The following is a 22,686-nucleotide window of genomic DNA, read 5'->3' on the forward strand; positions in this document are numbered from 1 at the left end:
CGTATCCTGCGCCATCCCCTCGTCGTCCTTCCGACAGAGTGGCATTTTATCCCCCCCCCCCCCTGCGGGGGAGGGGGCCGGGGAGAGGGGAAAATCTCGCAACCGGCCCTTAGTTGTTCTGAATACCGAGAGGGACTGCCCCTCTCCCAACCCTCTCCCCAGAAGGGGAGAGGGCTTTTCTAGCCGTCCGGCAGTTCGAGGATGCGCTTCGAGATGACGTTGAGCATCACCTCGCTCGTTCCGCCCTCGATGCTGTTCGCCTTGGTGCGGAGCCAGCCGCGCGCCCTGGCGCCGCCGTTCGAGGCCTCGCTCTCCCATTCGAGCGCGTTCGAACCGCCCGCCGACATGACGATCTCGTTGCGGCGCTTGTTCAGCTCGGTGCCCGCATATTTCATCATATTCGGCTGCGCGGGATGCGCGGTGCCGGCCTTCAGCGTGTCCATGAACCGCTCGGCCATCGCCTTGAAGGCCAGCGCATCGACATCGAGTTCGGCAATCTTCGCGCGAAGGAGCGGATCGTCGAGCCGGCCCATCGCATCGGCGCCGAAGCTCGGCAGCACCGCCTTGCCGAACGAGCCGGCGCGGTCGTTGCCGCCGGTGTTCGAGATCATCTCGCGCTCATGGCCGAGAAGATATTTCGCCACGTCCCAGCCGCGATTGACCTCGCCGACCTGCGCCGGGATGTTCTCGCCGTAGGATTTCGGCACCTCGACATCGTCGAAAAAGGTCTCGCAGAACGGGCTGTTGCCGCTGATCAGCAGGATCGGCTTGGTCGACACGCCCTTCGATTCCATGTCGAACAGCATGAAGGTGATGCCGCGATATTTGTCGGTCTTGTCGGTACGGACGAGGCAGAAGATCCAGTCGGCCTTGTCGGCATAGCTCGTCCAGATCTTGCTGCCGTTGACGACCCAGTGATCGCCCTTGTCCTCGCCGAAGGTCTGGAGCGACACGAGGTCCGAGCCCGAACCCGGCTCCGAATAACCCTGGCACCAGCGGATTTCGCCGCGCGCGATCTCGTTGAGAAATTTCTGCTTCTGCTCTTCGGTGCCGAAATGCAGCAGCGCCGGCCCGAGCATCCAGATTCCGAAGCTCGACAGCGGTGGCCGCGCATTGATTCGCGCCATTTCCTCGCGGAGGATTTTGGCCTCGGGAGGCGAAAGCCCCGCCCCGCCATATTCCTTCGGCCAGTCAGGCACGGTGTAACCCTTGGCGACGCAGGCATCGAACCATGATTTTTGCGCGTCGTTCTTGAAGGTCCAGTTGCGTCCGCCCCAGCAGACATCGTCGTCGTCGCGTACGGGCTCACGCATTTCGGGCGGACAGTTGGCTTCGAGCCATTCGCGCGTTTCGGCGCGGAAAGCGTCCAGGTCACTCATTGCTGTGTGTCTCCTTCGGAGTCGTCTTTTTCTTTTCACCTTACGCTTGACGTGCGCGTCAATACAAGGGCAGCCTGTAGCAAGCAGGCGGCATCAAGACCGGCGCGAGTTGGAGAGAGTTTCAGTGCCAAGCGCAGCGGACGTGATTCTGCCCGAAGAGGATGCCGAGCGCGCGCGCGCGATGAAGGGCCGGACGCTCACCCTCGGGCTGCTGACCGCCGTTTATTTCTTCAGCTATATGGACCGCCAGATCCTCGCGATCCTGCTCGAGGACATCAAGGCCGACCTGCTGCTCTCCGATACCCAGCTCGGCTTGCTTTCCGGGCTCGCCTTCGCGCTTTTCTACGCGACGCTCGGCATTCCCGTGGCGTGGCTCGCCGACCGCGCGAACCGGCGGAACATCATCTGCATCGCGCTCTCGCTGTGGAGCGCGATGACGGCGGTGTGCGGGTTGGCGCAGAATTTCACCCAGCTGCTGCTTGCAAGAATCGGTGTGGGCATCGGCGAAGCCGGCTCCTCGCCGCCGTCGCACTCGATCATCGCCGACCTTTACCCCGTCAACAAACGTGCCGGCGCTCTCGCCATCTATTCGCTTGGCGTAACGCTCGGCGCCGCCGCCGGGCAGATCCTTGGCGGCAACGTCACCTATTATTTCGATTGGCGTACCGCCTTTTTCGTTGTCGGCCTTCCCGGAATCGTTCTCGCCGTTGTCGTCCGCTTCCTGGCAGTCGAGCCGCCCCGCGGCATGTCCGATGCGATGCAGACGGCGGCCCAAGACTCGCCCAGCATCGCCGAAGGCTTCCGCAAGATGTGGGCGAACCGCGCGGCCGTGCACCTCGTCATGGGCGTCACGATCACCTCGATGATCGGCTATGCGCTGACCGGCTGGACACCCGCCTATCTGATCCGCAGCTTCGGGCTGAACACGATGGAGGTCGCCAATTTCGTCGCACCCGTCCTTGCCGTGGCGGGCGTCGCAGGCGCCGTCGGCAGCGGCAAGCTCGCCGACTGGCTGGCCGATCGCTACGGTGTCCATGCCCAAAGCTATATGATCATGGCGCTGAAGCTGGTCGCCCTGCCGTTCCTTCTCGGCTTTTATCTGTTCGAGAATATTTACTGGGCGGTCGGCGCCTATTTCTTCGCCCAGGTCCTGCAGAGCTGCTATCTCGGCCCGACTTTCGCGCTGATCCAGGGGCTCGCGCCGCTCAAGATGCGCGCCGTGTGGGCGGCGATCACTCTGCTGGTCATCAACCTGATCGGCCTTGGCCTCGGCCCGACGGCGATCGGCATCCTGTCCGATCTCTACGTCCCTCGCTTCGGCGATGAGTCGCTTCGCTACGCCCTGCTGACCGTTGCGCTGATGACGCCCTGGGCCCTGTTCCATTATTGGCGGGGCGGGGTCTTGCTGAAGCGGCAGGCAATTGAGAAGGCTGACACCGAATGACAATCGGCAATACCAATGCAGGCGGACGCGCTTTCGCCATCCCGCTCGACCGGCGCCTGCCCGGCCGCGTCAAATTTTTCTTCGGGTTCGGCGCGATCGCCTTTGGCGTGAAGGATCTCAGCTTCGCGCTGATCCTGACCTTTTATTTCAACCAGGTGATCGGCGTCGACGAGGCGATTGTCGGAACCGCGCTCTTCTGCGCGCTCGTCCTCGATGCGTTCATCGACCCGCTGATCGGCCATCTGTCGGACAATCTGCGGACGCGCTGGGGACGCAGGCATCCCTTTCTCTACGCCTCGGCCGTTCCGGCGGCGCTCGCCTATCTGCTTCTCTGGTTCCCGCCCGATCCCGACGGAGCCAACATGTTCCTCTTCATCTTCGGCGTCGCCTTTCTGGTGAGGGCGACCATGTCCTGTTTCGAAGTGCCGATGGCTTCGCTCGGCCCGGAACTGACGAGCGACTATCACGAGCGCACGCGGCTTTTCGGCCTGCGCTTTTTCTTCGCCTGGCTCGGCGGCGCCTCGATGCTGCTGCTCGCTTTTGCCGTGCTGCTCCCCGCCTATCCTGGAAATCAGCTCGATCCGCGCGGCTATCACGATTTCGCGATCATCGCCGCCATCGTTATGGCATTGGCCATCGCCTTGTCGGCACTCGGCACGCATAGCGAGATCAAATATCTGCCCACAGTCGAGCGCGAAGAGCTGACTCTCGGGCAGAGCTTCGGCAATGTCTTCGGATCGCTGAGCAACCGGGCCTTTCTCATCCTGATGCTGTGCACGCTGTTCGCCAATGCCGCGCAGGGCCTCAATTTCGGCCTGCTCATCTATTTCATCACCCATTTCTGGGAGCTGGGCAGCCAGGCGCTTGCCTGGTTCATGATCGCGCAGGTGGTCGGCATCGGCTTCGCCGTGTTCGCCTCTTCCTGGCTATCGAGACGGGTCGGCAAGCGCCGCGCCGCCGTGCGCTTCCTGTTGCTTGCCATCGTGGCGGTTCCCCTGCCCTATCTGGCGCGCATTGCCGGCTATTTTCCGGACAATGGCGATCCGATGCTTCTGCCGCTGCTTGTCATTCTTGCCGGGCTCGGTTCCTCGATGCTCGTTTCGGCGCTGATCCTGAAAGTATCGATGCTGACCGATGTGATCGAGGACGATGCGGAAAGGACCGGACGGCGATCCGAAGGCATTTTCTTCGCCGGACAGTTTTTCGTGCAGAAATGCGTATCGGGCCTCGGCATCGCCCTGACCGCCACCGTGCTGGCCATTGCGGCGTTTCCGAGCGAGGCGGAGCCGGGTACGGTTTCCGCCGATGTGTTGCAAAGCCTGGCGATCTGCTTTGCCGTGGTCATCATCGGCTTCGGCCTTTTCGCCGCCGCCATTGTGTCGCGCTTCCCGATCGATCAGAAAGACCACGAAGACCGGATCGCGCGAATGCGCGGCACGGCACAAGAAACAACCTTGTAAACCCATCCATCGAAAAGCCACAGGAGAACAGCATGGATTTCACCCTCACCGACCGCGAAACGCATTTCCGGGACCGCGTCAAAGCCTTTATCGACAAGGAGGTCCGTCCTCGCATCGACGATTATGCCGCGGAATTCCCGCCCGAAAATCGCTGGGGCACCAGCCAGACGCTCGAGGAGCTGAAGGAAAAGGCCAAGGCCGCGGGCCTGTGGAATTTCTTCATGCCGCCGCATTCGGGGCAGGAGCATGTCGACGATACGTTCGAGTTCGAGGGCGAACAGCTCACCAACCTCGAATATGCGCTCTGCGCCGAGGAGATGGGCCGCGTCGGCCTGTCGTCCGAAGTGTTCAACTGCTCGGCGCCCGACACCGGCAACATGGAGGTCCTCCATCGCTACGGCACGCTCGAGCAGAAGGAGCAGTGGCTGCGCCCGCTGATGAACGGCGAAATCCGTTCGGCCTTCCTGATGACCGAGCCGGCCGTGGCCTCGTCCGATGCCACGAATATCGAGACCAAGATGGAGCGCGACGGCGACGAATATGTCATCAACGGCCGCAAATGGTGGTCGTCGGGCCTCGGCGATCCGCGCTGCAAGGTCGCGATCGTCATGGGCAAGACCAACCCCGATGCCGCGCGACACAGTCAGCAATCGCAGATCCTGGTGCCCATCGATGCCGAGGGGGTAAACATCATCCGCCACCTGCCCGTTTTCGGTTATGACGATGCGCCGCATGGCCATATGGAGGTCGAGCTCAAGGACGTTCGCGTCCCGGCCTCCAACCTGTTGCTCGGCGAAGGGCGCGGTTTCGAGATCGCGCAGGGCCGCCTCGGGCCGGGCCGGATCCATCACTGCATGCGCACCATCGGCGTAGCGGAAGAAGCCCTCGAAAAGATGTGCAGGCGGCTGCAGTCGCGCGTCGCCTTCGGCAAGACGATCGCCGATCATTCGATCTGGGAATGGCGTGTCGCGCAGGCGCGGATCAACATCGAGATGAACCGCCTGCTGTGCCTGAAGGCCGCCGACATGATGGACCGGGCCGGCAACAAATCGGCGCGCAACGAGATCGCGATGATCAAGGTTTCGGCGCCGCAAATGGCGCTCGACATCATCGACGACGCGATCCAGGCCTTCGGCGGCGCCGGTGTGACGACCGATCCGGGTCTCGCCAGCGCCTATGCGCATCAGCGTACGTTGCGGCTCGCCGATGGTCCGGACGAGGTCCATGCCCGCGCCATCGCGCGCTGGGAGTTCGGCAACCATGCGCCGGACGCGGACGAGATTTCAAGCGGCGACCTGGCGGTAACGCGATAGAGATCAAGACCCTCGCTCCTCCGGGGGCGAGATTTCGAGCGGCGATATCGGGGTGAGCCGGTAGAAATACACCGTCATTCCCGCGAAGGCGGGAAGGACAAAGGTAGGAGAATTTTTTCATGAAAGCAGCCATTCTGCGCGAACCGGGCAAGCCGCTTGAAATCGGCGAAGTCGAGATCGACGAGCCCGGCCCACGCGAGGTCAAGATCAAGACGAAGGCCTGCGGGCTGTGCCGGTCCGACCTCCACTTCCTCGACGGCGTCTACCCCTATCCGCTTCCCACCGTGCTCGGCCATGAGGCGGCGGGTGTGGTCACGGCGGTGGGCAGCGAGGTCACCCATGTTCAGCCGGGCGACCATGTCGTCACATTCCTCGCTCCGTCATGCGGCTCGTGCAAACTGTGCCAGAACGGGCAATTCACGCTGTGCCAGGATCCCTCGATGCAGCGCACGCCCGGCACCACGCCGCGCCTGACGATCGACGGCGAGCCGATGGCGCAGTTTCTGAACCTGTCGGGCTTTGCCGAGGAAATGCTCGTCCACGAAAATGCCTGCGTCGCCATCGACAAGGAAATGCCGATGGACCGCGCTGCGCTGATCGGCTGTTCGGTCGTCACCGGCGCCGGTTCGGTGTTCAACGCGGCGCGGATCAAGGCGGGCGAGAGCATTGCGATCATCGGCGCCGGCGGTATCGGCCTGTCCGCAATCAACGCGGCGAAGATCGCCGGCGCGGGCGAGATCGTCGCTATCGATCCGGTCGAATCAAAGCGCACCATGGCGGAAAAGATGGGCGCGACGATGACCTTCGACGCGATCGACGAGAACGTCGTCAGCCAGGTGATTGAAGCGACCGGCGGCGGCGTAGACCATGCCATCGAATGCGTCGGCAAGGCGGTGACGGCCCAGCTTGCCTGGAAAGTCCTGCGCCGCGGCGGCGCGGCTGTGATCGTCGGCATGATCGCGCCCGGCGAGATGGTCGAAATCCACGGTCCGGAATTCCTGCAGGGCAAGTCGGTCAAGGGCGCGCTCATGGGGGCGGGCCACTTCATGCAGGACATGCCCCGGCTCGTTGCACATTATCTGGGCGGTCGGCTCGACCTCGATTCGGTGATCGCCGAACGCATTTCACTCGACCAGATCAATGAAGGCTTCGACAAGCTGAAATCGGGCGAAAGCACGCGCTCGGTGATCATGTTCGACTGATTGTTCCTCCCCGCCATGGGGAGACATTGGGAGAAAGACATGCAAACTGCCGATCCAGCTAGCCTCGGCTTCGTTCCCGAGCGGCTCGACGCCATCCCGGCTTTTCTCAAGGAACGCTATCTCGATACCGGAAAGCTGCGCGGGCTGCAGCTGCTCGTCGCGCGAAGGGGCGAGGTCGCGCTGATCTCGACGCAGGGCAAGTCCTATGCCGAGAGGAACGACGCGCTGCGCGAAGATCAGATCTTCCGCATCGCGTCGATGACCAAGCCGATCACTTCGATCGCGATCATGCAGCTCGTCGAGCAGGGCAAGCTGGCGCTCGACGAACCGGTCCACCGCGTCCTGCCCGAGTTCAAGGGCATAGGGGTTTACGATGCCGGCGGCGGTAGCGTTCCGTTCGCGACCAGGCCGACAAACGGACCGATGCGGCTCGTCGATTTGATGCGGCACACTTCCGGCCTCACCTATGGTTTCCAGAACCGCTCGAACGTCGATCTCGCCTATCGCACCGGCAAGCTCGAAAACTGGCACGGCAACCACGATCTCGACAGCTTCGTCGCCGCGCTCGGCGAACTGCCGCTCGAATTCTCGCCCGGAGACGCGTGGAATTATTCGGTCTCGACCGATGTCCTCGGCGCCATCGTCCAGCGCGCCTCGGGCGAGAAACTCGATGCCTATTTCCGCGACCATATCTTCAAGCCGCTCGGCATGGTCGATACCGGCTTCACCGTCCCCAAGAAGAAGCGTGACCGGTTCGGCGACTGCTGGACCTGGACCCCGAAAAAGCCGGTGCTGTACGATAGCGCCGAAAACAGCCTGTGGCACAGCAAGCCTAAGCTGCTCTCGGGCGGCGGGGGGCTTGTTTCCACTGCGGCGGACTATCACCGCTTCTGCACGATGCTCCTCAATCGCGGCACGCTCGGCGACGCACGGATCGTATCGCGCAAGACGATCGACCTGATGACGATGAACCACCTGCCGGGCGGCCAGTCGCTCGCCGACATGTCGACCTCGCTGTTCAGCGAAGCACAGCTTGCGGGCACCGGTTTCGGCCTCGGCTTTGCGGTGACGCAGCATGTGGCGAAATCGATGATGCCGGGTTCGCCGGGCGAGTTTTACTGGGGCGGTATGTATTCGACCGCCTTCTTCGTGGACCCGGTCGAGGAGATCACGATGGTTTTCATGACGCAGCTCCAGCCCTCGAACGTCTATCCCATCCGGCGCGAGTTGAAGACGCTGATCTATTCCGCACTGGCATAGCACCGGTCAGGCTTGGCAATGCCGCTGCGATAGGGGATAATGACGAAATTGGGGTCGCGACCACGCGAAAGGGGTTCCCATGCTATCCATCAAATCCATCGCCGCCGCCGCGCCGATCGCCTTGCTACTCGCCGGATGCGGAATGGGCGAGCCGGTTTCGATCGAAGAGGTCGAGGCGAAGATGACCGAGGATTTCTCCGAAGACGGTGCCGAAGTCACCTGGATTTCGGTGGAAGAAGGCGAAGAAGGAAACGATTATAACGTCTGGATCGATGTCGTCGATGGCGAGGAAACAAGCACGAAAAACTGCGATGTTTCGATGACCAGCATGTCATCGAGCTATTCCTGCCAAACGATGACGCCGTCGGTGATCGATCAGGCTGCCGAGTTGCTGCGCGGGACCTATACCGAGCGCGGGATCGATCTGCTCGACTATGAATTTGAGCGCACGGGCGAAGATATGGCCTTTGGCGGGGATGCGACGATCCAGAACACGGCGAATGGCGCGCGTGCATTGATCACATGCGCCGGCGAACAGGAAGGCACGCAATTCAACATCAACTGCGACGACGGCACGTTGAGGCCCGTACCGGCGGGATGACGATTGTCAGCCTGATCTCTAGCGCGTAGCCGGACGGCGATGGTCGATGTCTTCATCTCCTATTCGCGCGACAATGAGGATCGCGTGCGGCTGCTCGCTGAGAAGGTGCGCAAACTCGGCTATGTGCTGTGGTGGGACGAAGAACTGCCGCCGCACAAAAGCTATGGCGATGTGATCACCGAGAAAATCGGTCAGGCCAAGGCGGGGATCGTCGTCTGGTCCGAAACCGCGGTCCAATCCGAATGGGTGCGGGCAGAGGCCGATGTCGCGCGCAACCAGAAGAAGCTGATCCAGGTCACGCTGGACGACGCCCAGCCGCCAATGCCGTTCAACCAGATCCAGTTCGTAAAGCTTGGCGACTGGAATGGCGAGCCCGATCATCGCGGCTGGACCAAGGTGCAGGGCAGCCTTGCCGAACTGTGCGGGCGGACCGGGGACGATCCTGCCGTCCCTCGCCCTGCCGCTGCTCCGGCACCGACGGATGTGCCGCCAAGCGCGGAGGATATTCGCGAAGAACTGCGGACCAAGAGGCGAGGCCCGGCGATCCGATTGATCGCCGTCTCCGTCATCGCGCTGATCGCGATCATCGCGTTTCGCGTGTGGAACAATTATGCGGACCGCGAGCCGCTCGAACCGGCCGAAGAGGAAAGCGCGGTCGTGCAGTCCTATCCTCTCGACGCGGTCGTGCAGGATCCAACCGGCTTCGCCTATATCCGCATCGCACCCTCCGGGAACTCCGCCGTAGTCGGCCGGGTGATGGCGAACGACATCTTCAACGTATCGCGCACCAACGATCGCTGGTGGCCGGTGATGACCGAGGACGGCGCCGAGGGATATATCGACAGCCAGCAGGTCCGTGTGATCGATGGCGGCTAGGCCCGGCCCGACCAAACACTTCCGAGCCGCTCCGCCGCCCATGCCCCACGCCGCGATAAAATAGCGCTTTACTCGGTCCGGTTTCGCGATCAGTTACAGCAAGGTTCGGCTGGCACAGCCTTTGGGGGAGAATGACAATGAATTCATCAACGCGAATCGGGCTGGTCGTGGCCATCGCCGCGCTGGGCCTCGGCTCTGCTTGCAGCATCGACAATAGCGATGCGATCGAGGAAGCGATCGAAAGCCAATATGCCGAAGACGGCATCGAAGTGACGGGCGTCGAAATGGCGCCGGACGAGGATGGCGATGGCTATTCGGGCACGGCGACGGTCATCGATCCGGGCACCGGTCAGGAGACCGAACTCACCTGCACCGCTGTCCCAGCCGAGGGTTCGACCTACGACTGGAACTGCAACGTCTGATCGTCAGAGCGCGAGCTTCTCGCGAAGCTCGCGCTTGAGAACCTTTCCGATCGCACTGCGCGGCAGTTCATCGACGATGTAGACGGCGGAAAGGCGCTGCGTCTTGCCGAGGCGCTCGTTCGCCCAGCTGCGCACCACTTCGGCATCCCGCGGCCCGACGACGACGCCGACCGGGGTCTCGCCCCAGTCCTCGCTGGCGACGCCGATCACCGCAACCTCGTCGACATCGGGATGTTCCTTTACGACGGCTTCCAGATCGCTGGGGTAGATGTTGAACCCGCCCGAGATGATCATGTCCTTGCGTCTGTCCATCAGCGTCAGGAAGCCGTCCTCGTCGAACCGGCCGACATCGCCGGTGCGGATGAAGCGATTGCCCTCGCTGTCATACCATTCGCCCTCGCGCGTCTTTTCGGGCTGGTTCTTGTAGCCCTTCATCATCGTTCCCGAGCGACCGACGATCTCGCCGATTTCGCCGGTCGGCACCTCGTTCCCCTCCTCGTCAATCAGGCGGATGTCGTGATCGGGCATTGGCTGGCCGACGGTGTGGAGCTTGTCGGGAAATTCGTGTGCGCGCAGGACGCATGAGCCACCGCCTTCCGTCATGCCGTAAAATTCGACAAGCCCGCCGGGCCACCGTTTTAGCACCTCGGCCTTCAACTCGGCGGCGAAGGGCGCGCTCGTGCAGAATTTCATCTGATAGGCAGAAAGATCGAACTCATCGAAGCGCGGTTCGGCCATCAGGCGCTTATACTGGACCGGCACCAGCATAGTGGCCGTCACCTTCTCGCGCTCGCTGAGGGTGAGGAATTCGACCGTGTTGAACTTCTTCATCAGCACGACCTTCCCGCCCGAAGCGAGAGTGGGCAGGAAGACCACGAGCGTGGTGTTCGAATAGAGCGGCGTCGAGAGGATCGAGACGGTATCCGGCGAAGTGAAGAGCGCACGCACCTGCCGCCAGCGCATCTCCTGCGGCATGACGATACCCTTGGGCGTCCCCGTCGTGCCGCTGGAATAGATGATGTTGAAGCCCTGTTTGGGGTCGAGCGCGACGGGCTCGGGCTTGCTGCCCTCGGCCGGCAACCAGGCATTGAACGTGTCGTCGTCGTCGAGGGTGACGGTCTCGACGCCCTCCGGAACATCCATCGCCGCGCGGATATCGGCATCGGCAAAGAAGATCCGCGCACCGCTGTCGTCGAGCATCAGCCGCAGCGCGTCGGGCGTCGAGCTTTGCGCGAACGGGGCCACGCAGCCGCCGGCGCGCAGTATGCCGACCCAGAGCGCCGCATAGGCCCAACCGTTGAGCCCGCAGACCGCAACCGATTCCCCGCTTTTCAGCCCCTTCGCCTGCAACTGTGCCGCGATGCGATCGCCGAGCCGGTCGAGATCGGCATAGGTCAGCCGCACATCGCCGGCGATCACCGCTTCGGCATCGGGGCGCTCACTCGCATGCGCATGGATCAGTTCGGCGAACGATCCGAAATCCTGGGCAAGCAATTCAGCGGCTGTCGTCATGTATCGGGTATCCTCTCGGTTTTCGCCCTACCCCAATTCGTCATTCCCGCGAAGGCGGGAATCCATCACCTGACTGTGCCACTCATTGGAACTGTGGGAGTTGGATTCCCGCCTTCGCGGGAATGACGGCGCTCTAGGTCACCAGCCGTATAGTCCTATTGATGATCCCGCATCCCCAGCACGCGCTTGGCGAGGATGTTGTTCTGTACCTCGTCCGATCCGCCATAGATCGTCACGGCGCGGTGCCATAGCCAGTCGCGAGTCTGCGCCAGTTCTTCCTCGGTAAAGCCCTCGCCTTCCCAGCCATATCCGTTCATGCCCATGATCTCGACCATGAGCTCGGACCGCTTCTGAACGAGACCGGCGCCGATATTCTTGAGCGCGGAGCTGGAAGCCGACGGGCCGCCCTGCGCCTTCGCTTCGGCCTGCGCGCGGGCGACGGTGGTGAAGAAATTGCGGGCGCGCATATCGTATTCGATGATCTCCCGGCGCAGCGCCTTGTCGGCGATCTCGCCCTTGTCATCGAGTTCAACATAATTTTTCGCATGATCGGAGAGCGAGCGCAGCAGGCTGCGCGCCCCGCCGCCGCCGATGCCGGAGCGTTCGAACTGGAGCAGCCGCTTGCCGATCGTCCAGCCCTTCCCTTCCTCGCCGACGCGGTTCTCCTTGGGCACCTTCACATCGGTGAAGAAGGTTTCGCAAAAGGGCGACTTGCCGGAAATCAACTGGATCGGCCGCGTTTCGACGCCCGGCGAATCCATGTCGATGATCAGGAAGGTGATGCCGTCATGCTTCACCGACTTGTCGGTGCGGAACAGACCGAAGCAGAAATCGGCCCATTGCCCGCCCGATTGCCATGTCTTCTGCCCGTTGACGAGATAATGATCGCCCTTGTCCTCGGCAAAGCTCTGCAGGCTGGCGAGGTCCGATCCGGCGCCCGGCTCCGAATAGCCCTGGCAGCCGCGCGTCGAACCATCGGAAAGCGGCGGCAGCCATTTCAGCTTCTGCTCCTCGGTGCCGAATTCCATCAGCGTCGGCGCGAACATGCCTACGGCAAGCCCGCCGATCGGGTTATAGGCACCGATCTTGCGCATTTCCTCGTCGAGCACCGCCGCTTCTTCGGACGACAGCCCGGCGCCGCCATAGGGTTTCGGCCATGTCGGCGTGCCGAATCCGCGCTCGCCAAGCCGCCTGCGCCATTCGACCATATCCTCGGACATGTCCGTCGGCCCGTCGACCATGCCCATCGGATTGTGGCGTCCTTTGAGCGAGGGAATCCAGTTCTCTTCGAGCCAGCTGCGCGCTTCTTCGCGAAACTGTTCGATCGGTTCGGCATCGGCCATGGCGGGTCTCTCCAGCTTTACGTTTGCGTCAATTGTCCGCCAACGCCGCGCCCCGGTCAAGCCGGGCAAGGATGACGCGAGCACAATTTCCGATTATCACCGCCTTCAGAAGTTGTTTCGGAGATGTGTATGTTCCCCCGCCTGCCCGCTTTTCTCGCAATAATCCTGTTCGGCCTCGTCGCCGCCTGCGGCTCTTCGCAGGACAGCGAGCCGATGACGCTCGACGAACTCTACGCCTCGGAAGAAGGCCAGGACACGCACAGTTTCGCCAATCCGACCGAAGCGCGTGTGACTCATGTCTCGCTCGACCTGCGCGCCGATTTCGAGGCGCAGCGCATGGTCGGCTCGGCAACGCTCGACATAACCGCCGCCGACGATGCGGAAGAAATCGTCCTCGACGCGCGCGGCCTCGAAATCCGCGAGGTCGTCAGCGGCGACGGCCGGCAGCTCGAATGGGAAATGGGAGAGGCGACCGATGACATCCACGGCGCGCCGCTGACCGTGCAACTCGACGGTGCCGAGCAGATCAAGATCACCTACGCCTCGGCGCCCGACGCCGCGGCGCTGCAATGGCTGTCGCCCGAACAGACGACGGGCGGCGAGCACCCCTTCCTCTTCAGCCAGGGCCAGGCCATCCTCAACCGCAGCTGGATTCCGACGCAGGACAGCCCGGGCATTCGCCAGAGCTGGGACGCGCGCATCGTCGTACCCTCCGAGCTGCGCGTCGTGATGAGCGCCGAAGACCTGACGCCCCAAGGCGAGGCCGTCGAAGGCGAGCCCGATCTGACCGCCTATCGCTTCCGTATGGAGCATGAGGTCGCGCCCTATCTGATCGCGATTGGGATCGGCGATCTCGAATTCCGGGAAATCGGGCCGCGTTCGGGCGTCTATGCCGAACCGTCGGTCGTCGGCGAGGCCGCCGAGGAATTCGCCGATCTGGAAGAGATGATCGACGCGGCCGAGCGGCTTTACGGCGAATATCGCTGGGGCCGCTACGACCTGCTCGTTCTCCCCGCCTCCTTCCCCTTTGGCGGCATGGAGAATCCGCGACTGACCTTCGTCACGCCGACCGTAATCGCGGGCGACAGATCGCTCGTCAGCCTGATCGCGCACGAACTGGCGCATAGCTGGTCGGGAAATCTCGTCACCAATGCGAGCTGGGACGATTTCTGGCTCAACGAGGGCTTCACCGTCTATTTCGAGAACCGGATCATGGAAGAGGTCTATGGCGAGGAGCGCGCCGCGATGCTCGCCGATCTCGGCTGGTCGGACATGATGGATTCGATCGAGGAAGTCGGCGGCCTCAACAGTGCCGACACGCAGTTGCATCTCAATCTCGCCGGGCGCGATCCCGACGACGGGATGACCCAGATCGCCTATGAAAAGGGCGCGGTGTTCCTGCGCACCGTGGAGGCCATGGTCGGCCGCGAAAGGCTCGATGCGTGGTTGCGCTCCTATTTCGACCGCTTCGCCTTCCAGCCGCAGACCAGCGCCGGCCTGATCCGCGACATGCGCGCCAATCTGTTCGAAGGCAACGAGGCCGACGAACTCGGGCTCGAAGCATGGATCTACGAACCCGGCCTGCCCGAGAACGCCGTCCATATCGAATCGACGCGCTTCACCGTCGTCGACCGGGCGATCGAGAGCTTCGTGCGCGGCGGACAGCTGGTGAATGTCGGCTGGCGCGAATGGACGACGCAGGAACGGCTGCGTTTCCTCAACGGCCTGCCGCGCGATCTGGACGAGGAGAAGCTTCGCACGCTGGACGACGCCTATGATCTCAGCGATGCAGGCAATAGCGAGATCCGCTTCGCCTGGCTGATGCTGGCGATCGAGAATCGTTACGAACCCGCCCGTGCCTCAGTGCGCGAGTTCCTGACGTCGATGGGCCGCCGCAAGTTCGTCGCGCCATTGTTCGAAGCGCTTTGGGCCGAAGGCGATTGGGGCCGCGAGCAGGCCCGGCGAATCTATCGCGAGGCGCGCTCCGGCTATCATTCGGTGACGACGGGCACGGTCGACGAGACTTTGAGCTGGAACGGCGCCGGCGACGAATAGAGCCGCCACGGCGTCCGATTGAGCGCGGCTGAACGGGGTTCCTCGGCTCGTCCCTGACTCCTCACCATTCGCCGCAACGGGGGTTTGCGTTAACCTGTATCTGGGGAATCTGCGTCCAACACCGAACGCATCGCAGTTGATGCATATCCTTCGGGGGGTCGCAAATAATGTCCAGTTTTCCGCGCTTTTGCGCGCGCTTCCTTTTGTTCCTGACAATCGCATTCGGCATCGGCATGCCCGCCCAGGCAACCGCCTGGCAGTGCGTCACCTATGCCCGTCACGTTTCGGATTTCGAAATTCGCGGCAACGCCCATACCTGGTGGGCTTCGGCCGAGGGCCGCTATGCCCGCGGTTCGACGCCCGAAGCCGGCGCTGTCATGGTGCTGCGCCCGCATGGCCGGATGCGGCTCGGCCATGTCGCGGTGGTCCGCGACGTCGTCGACAGCCGCAACATCCGCCTGAACCACGCCAACTGGTCGGGCCGCGGTGTCGTCGACGCCAATGTGCTGGCGCAGGACGTATCGGCCAATAACGACTGGAGCGTGGTCAAGGTGTGGTACGGACCGATCAATGCGCTCGGCCGCACCAACTATCCGGTCTACGGCTTCATCTATCCCGAAACGCCGGCCGAACGGCAGGCACGGCCGGTGATGGCGCAGGCGCCCGCCGCGCTGCCGACGCCCGAAGAAGCACGCGTCGTCCTCGGCAACGCCACGCTCGATCGCAACACGGCCGCCCGGTCCCGTGCAGGCGGCGGCAACCCGCGCGACCTGCTCCAGGGCGCCATGGCGAACGCCGAATAGGCGAGTTCCCCTCCCGCTAGCGGAAGGGAAAAATCAGCGAACAGCGCGCACGCGGATAAAGGCGGAGGAAACCCAGCCGCTTTCGCACGGCCCCTCGTAACGCCGCCGGGAGGCGACCGGGGCCGAAACGCCGCACGCGGCAGACAGTTCGCCGCTCTCCGCATAGACAATGCCAAACCCGCGCTGATCGTGCGTGCGGTTGCAGATATAGACGGCATCGCCATTGGTCAGCGTCCCCGTCTGCCGAGCCTCCTCGAACGGCGCTGCGCGCACCGGAAGCTGCCCGTCCCCCGAAACCGACTGAACGACGCCCGTGGCCTGGCATGCATCGAAACGCGGCCCCGCCTCGCCGATCACGATCGGCTGGACGAGATCATTGTCGACATTCACCTCGCCACGATTCAGCGGTTGCGTCCCCGTCCCGCTCGTCTGCTCGACATTCGGATTGCAGGCGGCGAGCGCGAAAAGCGCAAATGAGAGAGTGATGTTGCGAACCATGCACCTTGGATAGGGCATTGTCCGGGCGGGTCAATCGCCCGTCAGGCCGCCTCCGTCTTCCTTGCTTCCTTCTTGCGCTCATGCGGGTCGAGGAAGCGTTTGCGGATGCGGATGGCTTTCGGCGTCACTTCGACCAGTTCGTCATCGGCGATATAGGCGATGGCCTGTTCCAGCGTCATCACGCGCGGCGGCGTAAGGCGAATGGCGTCGTCCTTGCCGGATGAACGGATATTGGTGAGCTGCTTGGTCTTGGTCGGGTTGACCTCGAGATCCTGCGGCTTGGCGTTTTCGCCGATCACCATGCCCTGGTAGAGCTTCTCGCCGGGGCCGACGAACAATATGCCGCGATCTTCGAGTGTGTTGAGTGAATAGGCGATCGCCTCGCCCTGCTCCATCGAGATCAGCACGCCGTTCTGCCGCCCTTCGATCCTGCCCTTGTAGGGGCCGTATTTCTCGAACAGCCGGTTCATGATGCCGGTACCGCGGGTGTCCGACAGAAATTCGCCATGATAGCCGATCAGGCCGCGCGAGGGTGCGGAGAAAGTGATCCGCGTCTTGCCACCGCCAGAGGGCGACATGTCGGTCATCTCCGCCTTGCGCAGCGCCATCTTCTCGACGACCGTGCCGGAGAATTCATCGTCCACATCGACGACGACCTGTTCGTACGGCTCCTCGCGGCCATCGGGGCCGTCGCGGAAGAGCACGCGGGGACGTGAGATCGACAGTTCGAAACCCTCGCGCCGCATCGTTTCGATGAGCACGCCCAGCTGGAGTTCGCCGCGGCCGGCGACCTCGAACGCGTCCTTCTCGGCGCTTTCGGAGATGCGGATGGCGACATTGCCCTCGGCCTCGCGCTCCAGCCGGTCGCGGATGACGCGGCTCTGCACCTTGTCGCCCTCGCGCCCGGCCATCGGGCTGTCGTTGACCGAAAAGGTCATGGCGAGCGTCGGCGGGTCGATCGGCTGCGCCGGAATCGCCTCGCTCACCTCGGGCGAGCAGATGGTGTTGGCGACCGTCGCATCGGTCAGGCCGGCAATGGCAACGATATCGCCGGCCTCGGCGCTCTCGACCGGAACGCGGTCGAGGCCTTCAAACGAGAGAATTTTCGTCGCGCGGCCGCTTTCAACCACCTTGCCCGTGGCGTCGATCGCCTTGATCGGCATGTTCATTTCGAGACGACCCGAGGCGATCCGCCCCGTCAGCACACGGCCCATGAAATTGTCGCGATCGAGTAGAGTGGCGAGCATTGTGAACTCTCCATCGGGATCGGCGTCGGGCGTCGGCACATGTTCGACGATCGTTTCGAACAACGGCGTCAGGTCGCCGTCGCGGACGCTATCATCACGGCCCGCATAGCCCGATCGGCCGCTGGCATAGAGCGTCGGGAAGTCGAGCTGCTCGTCATTCGCCTCCAGCGCGAGGAACAGTTCGAAACACTCGTCGAGCACTTCGGCCGGGCGGGCATCGGGACGGTCGATCTTGTTGACGACAACGATCGGCTTCAGCCCTAGCGCCAGCGCCTTGCCGGTGACGAACTTGGTCTGCGGCATCGGCCCTTCCGCCGAATCGACGAGCAGGATGACGCCGTCGACCATCGACAAGATGCGCTCGACTTCGGCGCCGAAATCGGCGTGGCCCGGCGTGTCGACGATGTTGATCCGCGTGCCGTTCCACTCGACGCTCGTGCATTTGGCAAGGATCGTGATCCCCCGCTCCTTTTCGAGCTCGTTCGAATCCATCGCCCGCTCGTCGATCCGTTCGTTCTCGCGAAACGTGCCCGACTGGCGAAAAAGCTGGTCGACGAGCGTCGTCTTGCCGTGATCGACATGCGCGATGATGGCCACGTTACGCAGCGCGCGTGGGGAAGAGGTCATGACAAAATCCTAAGGGAATGTTCGGCGGCGCCTATACCCGCAATGGTGCGGCGCAACAAGGCGGCTTCGCAAAGCGATGCGGAGTGGCTAGGGCGTGCCTATGCGCGGGGCCTTTGCGATCATTCTACCCGACCGGTTCATTCCGGTGCTGCTGGCGACGGTGGTGCTCGCCATATTGTTTCCGCTCAGCGGACGGGCGCTGGAAGTTATCGGCTATGTTTCGATCGTCGCCATCGTGGCGCTGTTCTTCGTTCATGGCGCGCGGCTGAGTCGGCAGGCGGTGCGGCGCAGCTTCCTGCAGTTCCGGCTGCACCTCGTCATCATTGCCTTCACCTTTCTCGCCTTTCCGTTGATCGGATTGGGGCTCACGGAAATTGCGGCTCCGTTCATCGGCCCCGAATTCACGCCCGGCGCGCTGTTCCTCTGCGCTCTGCCGACCACGGTCGCCTCGTCGATCGCCATGGTGTCGATCGCGCGCGGCAATGTCGCCGCGTCGGTGGTCGCGGCGGCGGTGTCGAACATGCTCGGCGTCGTAATGACGCCGCTGATGTTCGCGCTGATGCTCTCGACCTCGGGCGCGCCGATGGGGCTCGGCGGGATCGGCAAGGTGATCCTGATGCTCGCCCTCCCCTTCGCCATCGGTCAGCTTTTCCGGCCTGCCGTCGGCACATGGGTCGAGAGCCGCCCCGGGCTCAGCCGCACGCTCGACCGGGTAACGATCCTGCTCGCCGTCTACACCGCGCTGTCCGCGGCCGTCGGCAGCGGCCTGTTCGACGACATTGGTGTCGCGCAATTCGCGCTGCTGCTCGCCGCGATGCTGACGCTGCTCGCCCTCGTCATCGGCGCGGCGATGCTTGCCGGCCGCTTGCTGGGCTTCGACTATGGCGACCGCACAGCCCTGCTGTTCGCGGCGATGCAGAAGAGCGTGATTTCGGGGACCCCGATGGCGCGCATCCTGTTCCCGGGCGCCGAGGCCGGGCTGATCATCATGCCCCTGCTCGTCTACTACATCCCGATGCAGACCATTTCGGCGATCATCGCCGCGCGGATGGGCGTGACCGCACCCGGCGAACCGCCGTCAGAGCCACTTCAATTTGCGGAAGATGATCAGCTCGACCACGAGCAGAACCGCTAGCACGGCGCAGGTGATCCAGAAGGCGTCGGCATCGTCGACGCCCGGCATTCCGCCGACATTAATACCCAGCAGGCCGGTCAGGAACGATAGCGGCAGGAAGATCGCCGCGACGATCGAGAGGATGTACATATTGTTGTTGAGCGTCTCGTTGAGGCGGTTGGCGACGTCGTCCTTGAGCACCAGGCCGCGCTCCCTCGCCGTATCGATTTCCTCCAGAAAGCGCTGCGACCGGTCGATCACTTCGCGCAGGGAAAGCCGGTGCGTTTCATCGAGCCATTCGGGCGGCTCCATCCCCAGCCGGTTGAGCGCCTCGCGCTGCGGCGCAAGAAAGCGGCGCAGCCCGACAAGCTCCTGCCGCAAGTCGCCAAGTTCGCGACGCAGATCCGCCGGGTCGTCGGTTTCGGCGCGTTCCTCGATCGCGTCGAGCTGGTCGTCATATTCGACGACCACGGCACCAATGCGATCCGTGAGTTGCTCGATCAGGGCGACGAACAGGTCGCTCGCGGTTTTCGGTCCATCGCCGACGCCGACCAGATGTTCGAAGAGATCACGCACCGTGCGCAACTTTTCCTCGCGCACCGTGATCAGCCGACGGCCGTCGCACCAGACGCGCAGCGCGACCATGTCCTCGACTTCGCTCCCCGGATTGAGGTTCACGCCGCGCAGGATCGCGACGAATCCCTTCGAACCATGAAACACGCGCGGCCGCGATTCCGGTGAGAGCATCGCGCCGGCTGTCGGTTCGGTCAGCCCGCCCTCGGTCGGCAACCAGGTCCTGACGCGCTCCGATGATCCATTGACGTGCAGCCAGATCGGAGGGCGCGACGGCGACCAGCTCTCGACAGCCTCCCATCCAACCCTTTGCGCCCCGCCCTCGCCATCGAGCAGACAGGCAAAGATCAGCCCGTCGGCCTCGTCAAGCGGCTGGCGCTCCTGCAACTCGGGATGGTCTGGCTTGCTCATCATCCAATCCTATGAGGCCGCGGGCCATTCGGCCAGCAGGAGCTGTCAATATCGGTCGAAACGGTGAAACACATCAATCTATTGCTGTTCAATCACGCAATTTTCTGTCAATAAGGCTTCGGGATCGCGCGATGAAACACCAGCGGCACTAGCGGGCTGGTATCGTGAAACGATCAACCAGGGGGAAATCAGGATGCACAGGAAATACACAGCCGCGGCATGCGCCGCGTTGCTTGCCACGTCGGCCGTCCCGGCTCAGGCGCAGGAACGCTATCTCGGCGACATCTTCATTGCCGGCTACACCTTCTGCCCGCGCGGCACCACCTCGGCCGAAGGGCAACTGCTTGCGATATCGCAATATTCTGCATTGTTCTCGTTGTACGGCACCACCTATGGCGGTAACGGAACGACCAATTTCCAGCTGCCCGACCTGCGTAGCCGGAGCCCGGTCGGCCAGGGACCGGGGCCGGGCCTGACCAACTATCCGCAAGGTGCGACAGGCGGTGTCGAGAGCATCACGCTAACCAACAACCAGCTGCCGACTCACCGCCATGACGCGCGTGTGCGTGCCTCCGGCGGAGCGCCGAACACCAACGATCCGAACGGCAACACCTTTGCCACCTTTCCGCCGGGCACGAATCAATACACGACCGCTGCGGACAATGTGACGATGGCCAATGACGAGGTGCAGGTGGCCAACACCGGGAACGGCCAGCCATTCAACAATCGAAACCCCTTCCTTTCGATGCGCTACTGCGTGGTTCTTGAGGGCATTTTCCCGTCGCGGAATTGATGAAAGACGCGACTATCGATTCAAGATTTCAGGGGAAATGACATGACCAAGAAACTGTTCATCAGCGTCGCGGCCGTCGCCATCGCATCGGCAACCGCGCCAGCCCAGGCACAGGACCGCTATCTCGGCGACGTCTTCATCGCCGGTTACGGCTTTTGCCCGCGCAATACGACATCGGCGGAGGGGCAGTTGCTCGCAATATCGTCGAACACGGCGCTCTTCTCGCTCTACGGCACCACCTATGGCGGTGACGGACGAACGACCTTCCAGCTACCCGACTTTCGCAGCCGCAGCCCTGTCGGCCAGGGGCCAGGGCCGGGGCTGACCAACTATCCGCAGGGCGCGCGGGGCGGTGTCGAAACGATCACATTGACGACCGATCAGATGCCAACACACCGGCACGATGCCCGCGTGCGTGCCTCCGGTGGAGCGCCGAATACCAACGATCCGTCGGGCAACACCTTCGCGACCTTCCCGGCGGGGACCAATCAGTACACGACCGCCGCGGACAATGTGACAATGGCTAATGACGAGGTGCAGGTGGCCAACACGGGCACCGGACAGTCATATAACAATCGCAACCCGTTTCTCTCATTGCGCTATTGTGTCGTGCTGCAGGGCATTTTCCCGCCGCGCAACTAGCAACGATACGACCGGATGTGCCGCCCGGACACGCGCTTCGGGCGGCCTTTCCTCACTCAGCCGAAGACCGACCAGCCGGTTCGCTCGACCAATGCCTCCAGCGCGAGAGCGCCGACCTTCGATGTCCCCGCCTCGTTGAGACCCGGCGACCAGACCGCCACCGTTCCCTCGCCAGGCGCGACGACGAGAATCCCGCCGCCCACGCCGCTTTTCCCCGGCAATCCGATACGAAAGGCGAAATCGCCCGAATTGTCGTAATGGCCGCAGCTCATCATGATCGCGTTGATGCGGCGGCAGCGTTGCGGCGTCAGGATGCGCTCGCCGGTCACCGGATCCTTGCCGTCGAACGCCAGGAACAACGCGGCGCGCGCCAGTTGCGCACACGAAAGCCGGAGCGCGCAGTGGCGGAAATAGGCTGAAAGCACCGTTTCGACGTCGTTTTCCAAATTGCCGAAGCTCTTCATGAACCAGGCGAGGCTGCGGTTGCGCGCGCCGGTTTCGCTTTCGGAGCGGGCGACCTCCGCGTCGAAATCGATCGACGCATCCTCCGCATGATCGCGCAACACCCGGAGCAGCCAGTCGATCGCCGCGTCGGCATCGTTGCCGTCGATCAGATGGTCGGTGACGACGATCGCGCCGGCATTGATCAGCGGATTGCGCGGAATGCCGTTTTCCTTTTCGAGCTGGACGATCGAATTGAACGAAGTGCCGGAGGGTTCGCGGCCGACGCGCTGCCACAGCGCGTCGCCGACATTTTCAAGCGCAAGGCTCAGCGTGAATACCTTGGAGATGCTCTGGACGGAGAATCCCTCATGGGCATCTCCGGCCGCGTGACAGCCGCCATCGGGCGTCGCGACCGCAATTCCGAATTTCATCGGATCGATACAGGCGAGCGCGGGGATATAATCCGCCACCTTCCCCTCGCCGCGATGCGGTTCGACGGCTGTGGCGACTTCGCCGACGATATCTTCGATGTTCATGCCACGGGCCTAGCGCAGCGGCATATCGGGGTGGAAGCGGGAAATAGCGCCAATCGCACGATTTGAACTCGATCCGATAGTGTATTATATCGATAATACAGCACTTGAAACTGTCGCGGATCGGCGGCATC

The 22,686-nt window shown here is 63.0% G+C and carries 20 protein-coding genes; 13 read left to right on the forward strand and 7 right to left on the reverse strand.

Translation table 11 applies throughout. The features are described 5' to 3' along the window. Nucleotides 1-179 precede the first annotated feature (179 nt). Nucleotides 180-1,379, reverse strand: a complete 1,200-nt coding sequence (locus Q0139_RS07860) for an acyl-CoA dehydrogenase family protein (protein ID WP_298019831.1) — start codon at nucleotides 1,377-1,379, stop codon at nucleotides 180-182. A gap of 124 nt (nucleotides 1,380-1,503) precedes the next feature. Here Q0139_RS07860 and Q0139_RS07865 point away from each other — a divergent pair, with 124 nt between their 5' ends. The 8 genes from Q0139_RS07865 to Q0139_RS07900 all read left to right on the forward strand — a co-directional run bounded on the left by Q0139_RS07865 (nucleotide 1,504) and on the right by Q0139_RS07900 (nucleotide 9,957). Continuing rightward, on the forward strand, nucleotides 1,504-2,823 hold the full coding sequence (locus tag Q0139_RS07865; protein WP_298019833.1) for an MFS transporter: 1,320 nt from the start codon (nucleotides 1,504-1,506) through the stop codon (nucleotides 2,821-2,823). Then, nucleotides 2,820-4,283 carry an MFS transporter gene (locus Q0139_RS07870; RefSeq protein WP_298019835.1) on the forward strand — a complete coding sequence of 488 codons (1,464 nt, stop codon included), beginning with the start codon at nucleotides 2,820-2,822 and terminating at the stop codon, nucleotides 4,281-4,283. Before Q0139_RS07865 ends, Q0139_RS07870 begins: the two co-directional genes overlap by 4 nt. A 32-nt stretch (nucleotides 4,284-4,315) precedes the next feature. Beyond that, nucleotides 4,316-5,596 carry an acyl-CoA dehydrogenase family protein gene (locus tag Q0139_RS07875; RefSeq protein ID WP_298019836.1) on the forward strand — a complete coding sequence of 427 codons (1,281 nt, stop codon included), beginning with the start codon at nucleotides 4,316-4,318 and terminating at the stop codon, nucleotides 5,594-5,596. Between the two features lie 119 nt (nucleotides 5,597-5,715). Next, on the forward strand, nucleotides 5,716-6,798 hold the full coding sequence (locus Q0139_RS07880; protein WP_298019838.1) for a Zn-dependent alcohol dehydrogenase: 1,083 nt from the start codon (nucleotides 5,716-5,718) through the stop codon (nucleotides 6,796-6,798). Between the two features lie 39 nt (nucleotides 6,799-6,837). Then, nucleotides 6,838-8,058 carry a serine hydrolase gene (locus tag Q0139_RS07885; RefSeq protein ID WP_298019840.1) on the forward strand — a complete coding sequence of 407 codons (1,221 nt, stop codon included), beginning with the start codon at nucleotides 6,838-6,840 and terminating at the stop codon, nucleotides 8,056-8,058. 79 nt (nucleotides 8,059-8,137) lie between these two features. After that, the gene (locus Q0139_RS07890; RefSeq protein ID WP_298019842.1) at nucleotides 8,138-8,659 is read left to right on the forward strand and encodes a hypothetical protein; all 522 of its coding nucleotides are present in this window, start codon (nucleotides 8,138-8,140) and stop codon (nucleotides 8,657-8,659) included. 39 nt (nucleotides 8,660-8,698) lie between these two features. Then, complete coding sequence (locus Q0139_RS07895) at nucleotides 8,699-9,535, forward strand: TIR domain-containing protein (RefSeq protein ID WP_298019844.1); 837 nt, start codon at nucleotides 8,699-8,701, stop codon at nucleotides 9,533-9,535. A gap of 137 nt (nucleotides 9,536-9,672) precedes the next feature. Further along, nucleotides 9,673-9,957, forward strand: a complete 285-nt coding sequence (locus tag Q0139_RS07900) for a hypothetical protein (RefSeq protein ID WP_298019846.1) — start codon at nucleotides 9,673-9,675, stop codon at nucleotides 9,955-9,957. Between the two features lie 3 nt (nucleotides 9,958-9,960). Here the strand turns inward: Q0139_RS07900 and Q0139_RS07905 are convergent, their stop codons facing one another. Further along, the gene (locus Q0139_RS07905; protein WP_298019848.1) at nucleotides 9,961-11,469 is read right to left on the reverse strand and encodes a class I adenylate-forming enzyme family protein; all 1,509 of its coding nucleotides are present in this window, start codon (nucleotides 11,467-11,469) and stop codon (nucleotides 9,961-9,963) included. Nucleotides 11,470-11,624: 155 nt separating this feature from the next. Further along, a complete protein-coding gene (locus Q0139_RS07910; RefSeq protein WP_298019850.1) occupies nucleotides 11,625-12,812 on the reverse strand; it encodes an acyl-CoA dehydrogenase family protein in 1,188 nt (395 codons plus the stop codon). Nucleotides 12,813-12,941: 129 nt separating this feature from the next. On the opposite strand from Q0139_RS07910, the gene Q0139_RS07915 reads away from it, so the two are divergent. Further along, nucleotides 12,942-14,867 (forward strand): M1 family metallopeptidase, encoded by a 1,926-nt coding sequence (locus Q0139_RS07915; RefSeq protein ID WP_298019852.1) that lies wholly within the window; start codon nucleotides 12,942-12,944, stop codon nucleotides 14,865-14,867. Between the two features lie 167 nt (nucleotides 14,868-15,034). Next, entirely contained in the window at nucleotides 15,035-15,670 is a 636-nt protein-coding gene (locus Q0139_RS07920) for a CHAP domain-containing protein (RefSeq protein ID WP_298019854.1), read from the forward strand. Between the two features lie 33 nt (nucleotides 15,671-15,703). On the opposite strand, the gene Q0139_RS07925 is transcribed toward Q0139_RS07920, so the two are convergent. Together Q0139_RS07925 and typA are read right to left on the reverse strand one after the other, a co-directional pair. Next, entirely contained in the window at nucleotides 15,704-16,168 is a 465-nt protein-coding gene (locus Q0139_RS07925; RefSeq protein ID WP_298019856.1) for a hypothetical protein, read from the reverse strand. A gap of 41 nt (nucleotides 16,169-16,209) precedes the next feature. Beyond that, entirely contained in the window at nucleotides 16,210-18,042 is a 1,833-nt protein-coding gene (gene typA, locus Q0139_RS07930; RefSeq protein ID WP_298019858.1) for a translational GTPase TypA, read from the reverse strand. A 100-nt stretch (nucleotides 18,043-18,142) separates the two neighbouring features. Between typA and Q0139_RS07935 the strand changes: the two genes are divergently transcribed. Next, nucleotides 18,143-19,177: a bile acid:sodium symporter family protein gene (locus tag Q0139_RS07935; RefSeq protein ID WP_298019860.1), complete on the forward strand. Its 1,035-nt coding sequence runs from the start codon at nucleotides 18,143-18,145 to the stop codon at nucleotides 19,175-19,177. On the opposite strand, the gene Q0139_RS07940 is transcribed toward Q0139_RS07935, so the two are convergent. Beyond that, entirely contained in the window at nucleotides 19,121-20,140 is a 1,020-nt protein-coding gene (locus tag Q0139_RS07940; RefSeq protein ID WP_298019862.1) for a zinc transporter ZntB, read from the reverse strand. The genes Q0139_RS07935 and Q0139_RS07940 overlap by 57 nt on opposite strands. Nucleotides 20,141-20,333: 193 nt before the next feature. On the opposite strand from Q0139_RS07940, the gene Q0139_RS07945 reads away from it, so the two are divergent. Both Q0139_RS07945 and Q0139_RS07950 read left to right on the forward strand, forming a co-directional pair. Beyond that, the gene (locus tag Q0139_RS07945) at nucleotides 20,334-20,933 is read left to right on the forward strand and encodes a phage tail protein (protein ID WP_298019864.1); all 600 of its coding nucleotides are present in this window, start codon (nucleotides 20,334-20,336) and stop codon (nucleotides 20,931-20,933) included. Nucleotides 20,934-20,975: 42 nt separating this feature from the next. Further along, on the forward strand, nucleotides 20,976-21,575 hold the full coding sequence (locus tag Q0139_RS07950) for a phage tail protein (protein ID WP_298019866.1): 600 nt from the start codon (nucleotides 20,976-20,978) through the stop codon (nucleotides 21,573-21,575). Between the two features lie 56 nt (nucleotides 21,576-21,631). On the opposite strand, the gene Q0139_RS07955 is transcribed toward Q0139_RS07950, so the two are convergent. Further along, complete coding sequence (locus Q0139_RS07955; RefSeq protein WP_298019868.1) at nucleotides 21,632-22,555, reverse strand: glutaminase; 924 nt, start codon at nucleotides 22,553-22,555, stop codon at nucleotides 21,632-21,634. Between the last annotated feature and the right edge of the window lie 131 nt (nucleotides 22,556-22,686).

Origin of the sequence: uncultured Parasphingopyxis sp. (assembly GCF_937129435.1) — a bacterium.
Taxonomy (GTDB): domain Bacteria; phylum Pseudomonadota; class Alphaproteobacteria; order Sphingomonadales; family Sphingomonadaceae; genus Parasphingopyxis.

Coding starts and splice junctions, on each gene's coding strand:
- Q0139_RS07860 (WP_298019831.1), bottom strand. CDS start 1,379: ATGAGTGACCTGGACGCTTTCCGCGCCGAAACGCGCGAATGGCTCGAA.
- Q0139_RS07870 (WP_298019835.1), top strand. CDS start 2,820: ATGACAATCGGCAATACCAATGCAGGCGGACGCGCTTTCGCCATCCCG.
- Q0139_RS07875 (WP_298019836.1), top strand. CDS start 4,316: ATGGATTTCACCCTCACCGACCGCGAAACGCATTTCCGGGACCGCGTC.
- Q0139_RS07880 (WP_298019838.1), top strand. CDS start 5,716: ATGAAAGCAGCCATTCTGCGCGAACCGGGCAAGCCGCTTGAAATCGGC.
- Q0139_RS07885 (WP_298019840.1), top strand. CDS start 6,838: ATGCAAACTGCCGATCCAGCTAGCCTCGGCTTCGTTCCCGAGCGGCTC.
- Q0139_RS07890 (WP_298019842.1), top strand. CDS start 8,138: ATGCTATCCATCAAATCCATCGCCGCCGCCGCGCCGATCGCCTTGCTA.
- Q0139_RS07895 (WP_298019844.1), top strand. CDS start 8,699: ATGGTCGATGTCTTCATCTCCTATTCGCGCGACAATGAGGATCGCGTG.
- Q0139_RS07900 (WP_298019846.1), top strand. CDS start 9,673: ATGAATTCATCAACGCGAATCGGGCTGGTCGTGGCCATCGCCGCGCTG.
- Q0139_RS07905 (WP_298019848.1), bottom strand. CDS start 11,469: ATGACGACAGCCGCTGAATTGCTTGCCCAGGATTTCGGATCGTTCGCC.
- Q0139_RS07910 (WP_298019850.1), bottom strand. CDS start 12,812: ATGGCCGATGCCGAACCGATCGAACAGTTTCGCGAAGAAGCGCGCAGC.
- Q0139_RS07915 (WP_298019852.1), top strand. CDS start 12,942: ATGTTCCCCCGCCTGCCCGCTTTTCTCGCAATAATCCTGTTCGGCCTC.
- Q0139_RS07920 (WP_298019854.1), top strand. CDS start 15,035: ATGTCCAGTTTTCCGCGCTTTTGCGCGCGCTTCCTTTTGTTCCTGACA.
- Q0139_RS07925 (WP_298019856.1), bottom strand. CDS start 16,168: ATGGTTCGCAACATCACTCTCTCATTTGCGCTTTTCGCGCTCGCCGCC.
- typA (WP_298019858.1), bottom strand. CDS start 18,042: ATGACCTCTTCCCCACGCGCGCTGCGTAACGTGGCCATCATCGCGCAT.
- Q0139_RS07935 (WP_298019860.1), top strand. CDS start 18,143: ATGCGCGGGGCCTTTGCGATCATTCTACCCGACCGGTTCATTCCGGTG.
- Q0139_RS07940 (WP_298019862.1), bottom strand. CDS start 20,140: ATGAGCAAGCCAGACCATCCCGAGTTGCAGGAGCGCCAGCCGCTTGAC.
- Q0139_RS07945 (WP_298019864.1), top strand. CDS start 20,334: ATGCACAGGAAATACACAGCCGCGGCATGCGCCGCGTTGCTTGCCACG.
- Q0139_RS07950 (WP_298019866.1), top strand. CDS start 20,976: ATGACCAAGAAACTGTTCATCAGCGTCGCGGCCGTCGCCATCGCATCG.
- Q0139_RS07955 (WP_298019868.1), bottom strand. CDS start 22,555: ATGAACATCGAAGATATCGTCGGCGAAGTCGCCACAGCCGTCGAACCG.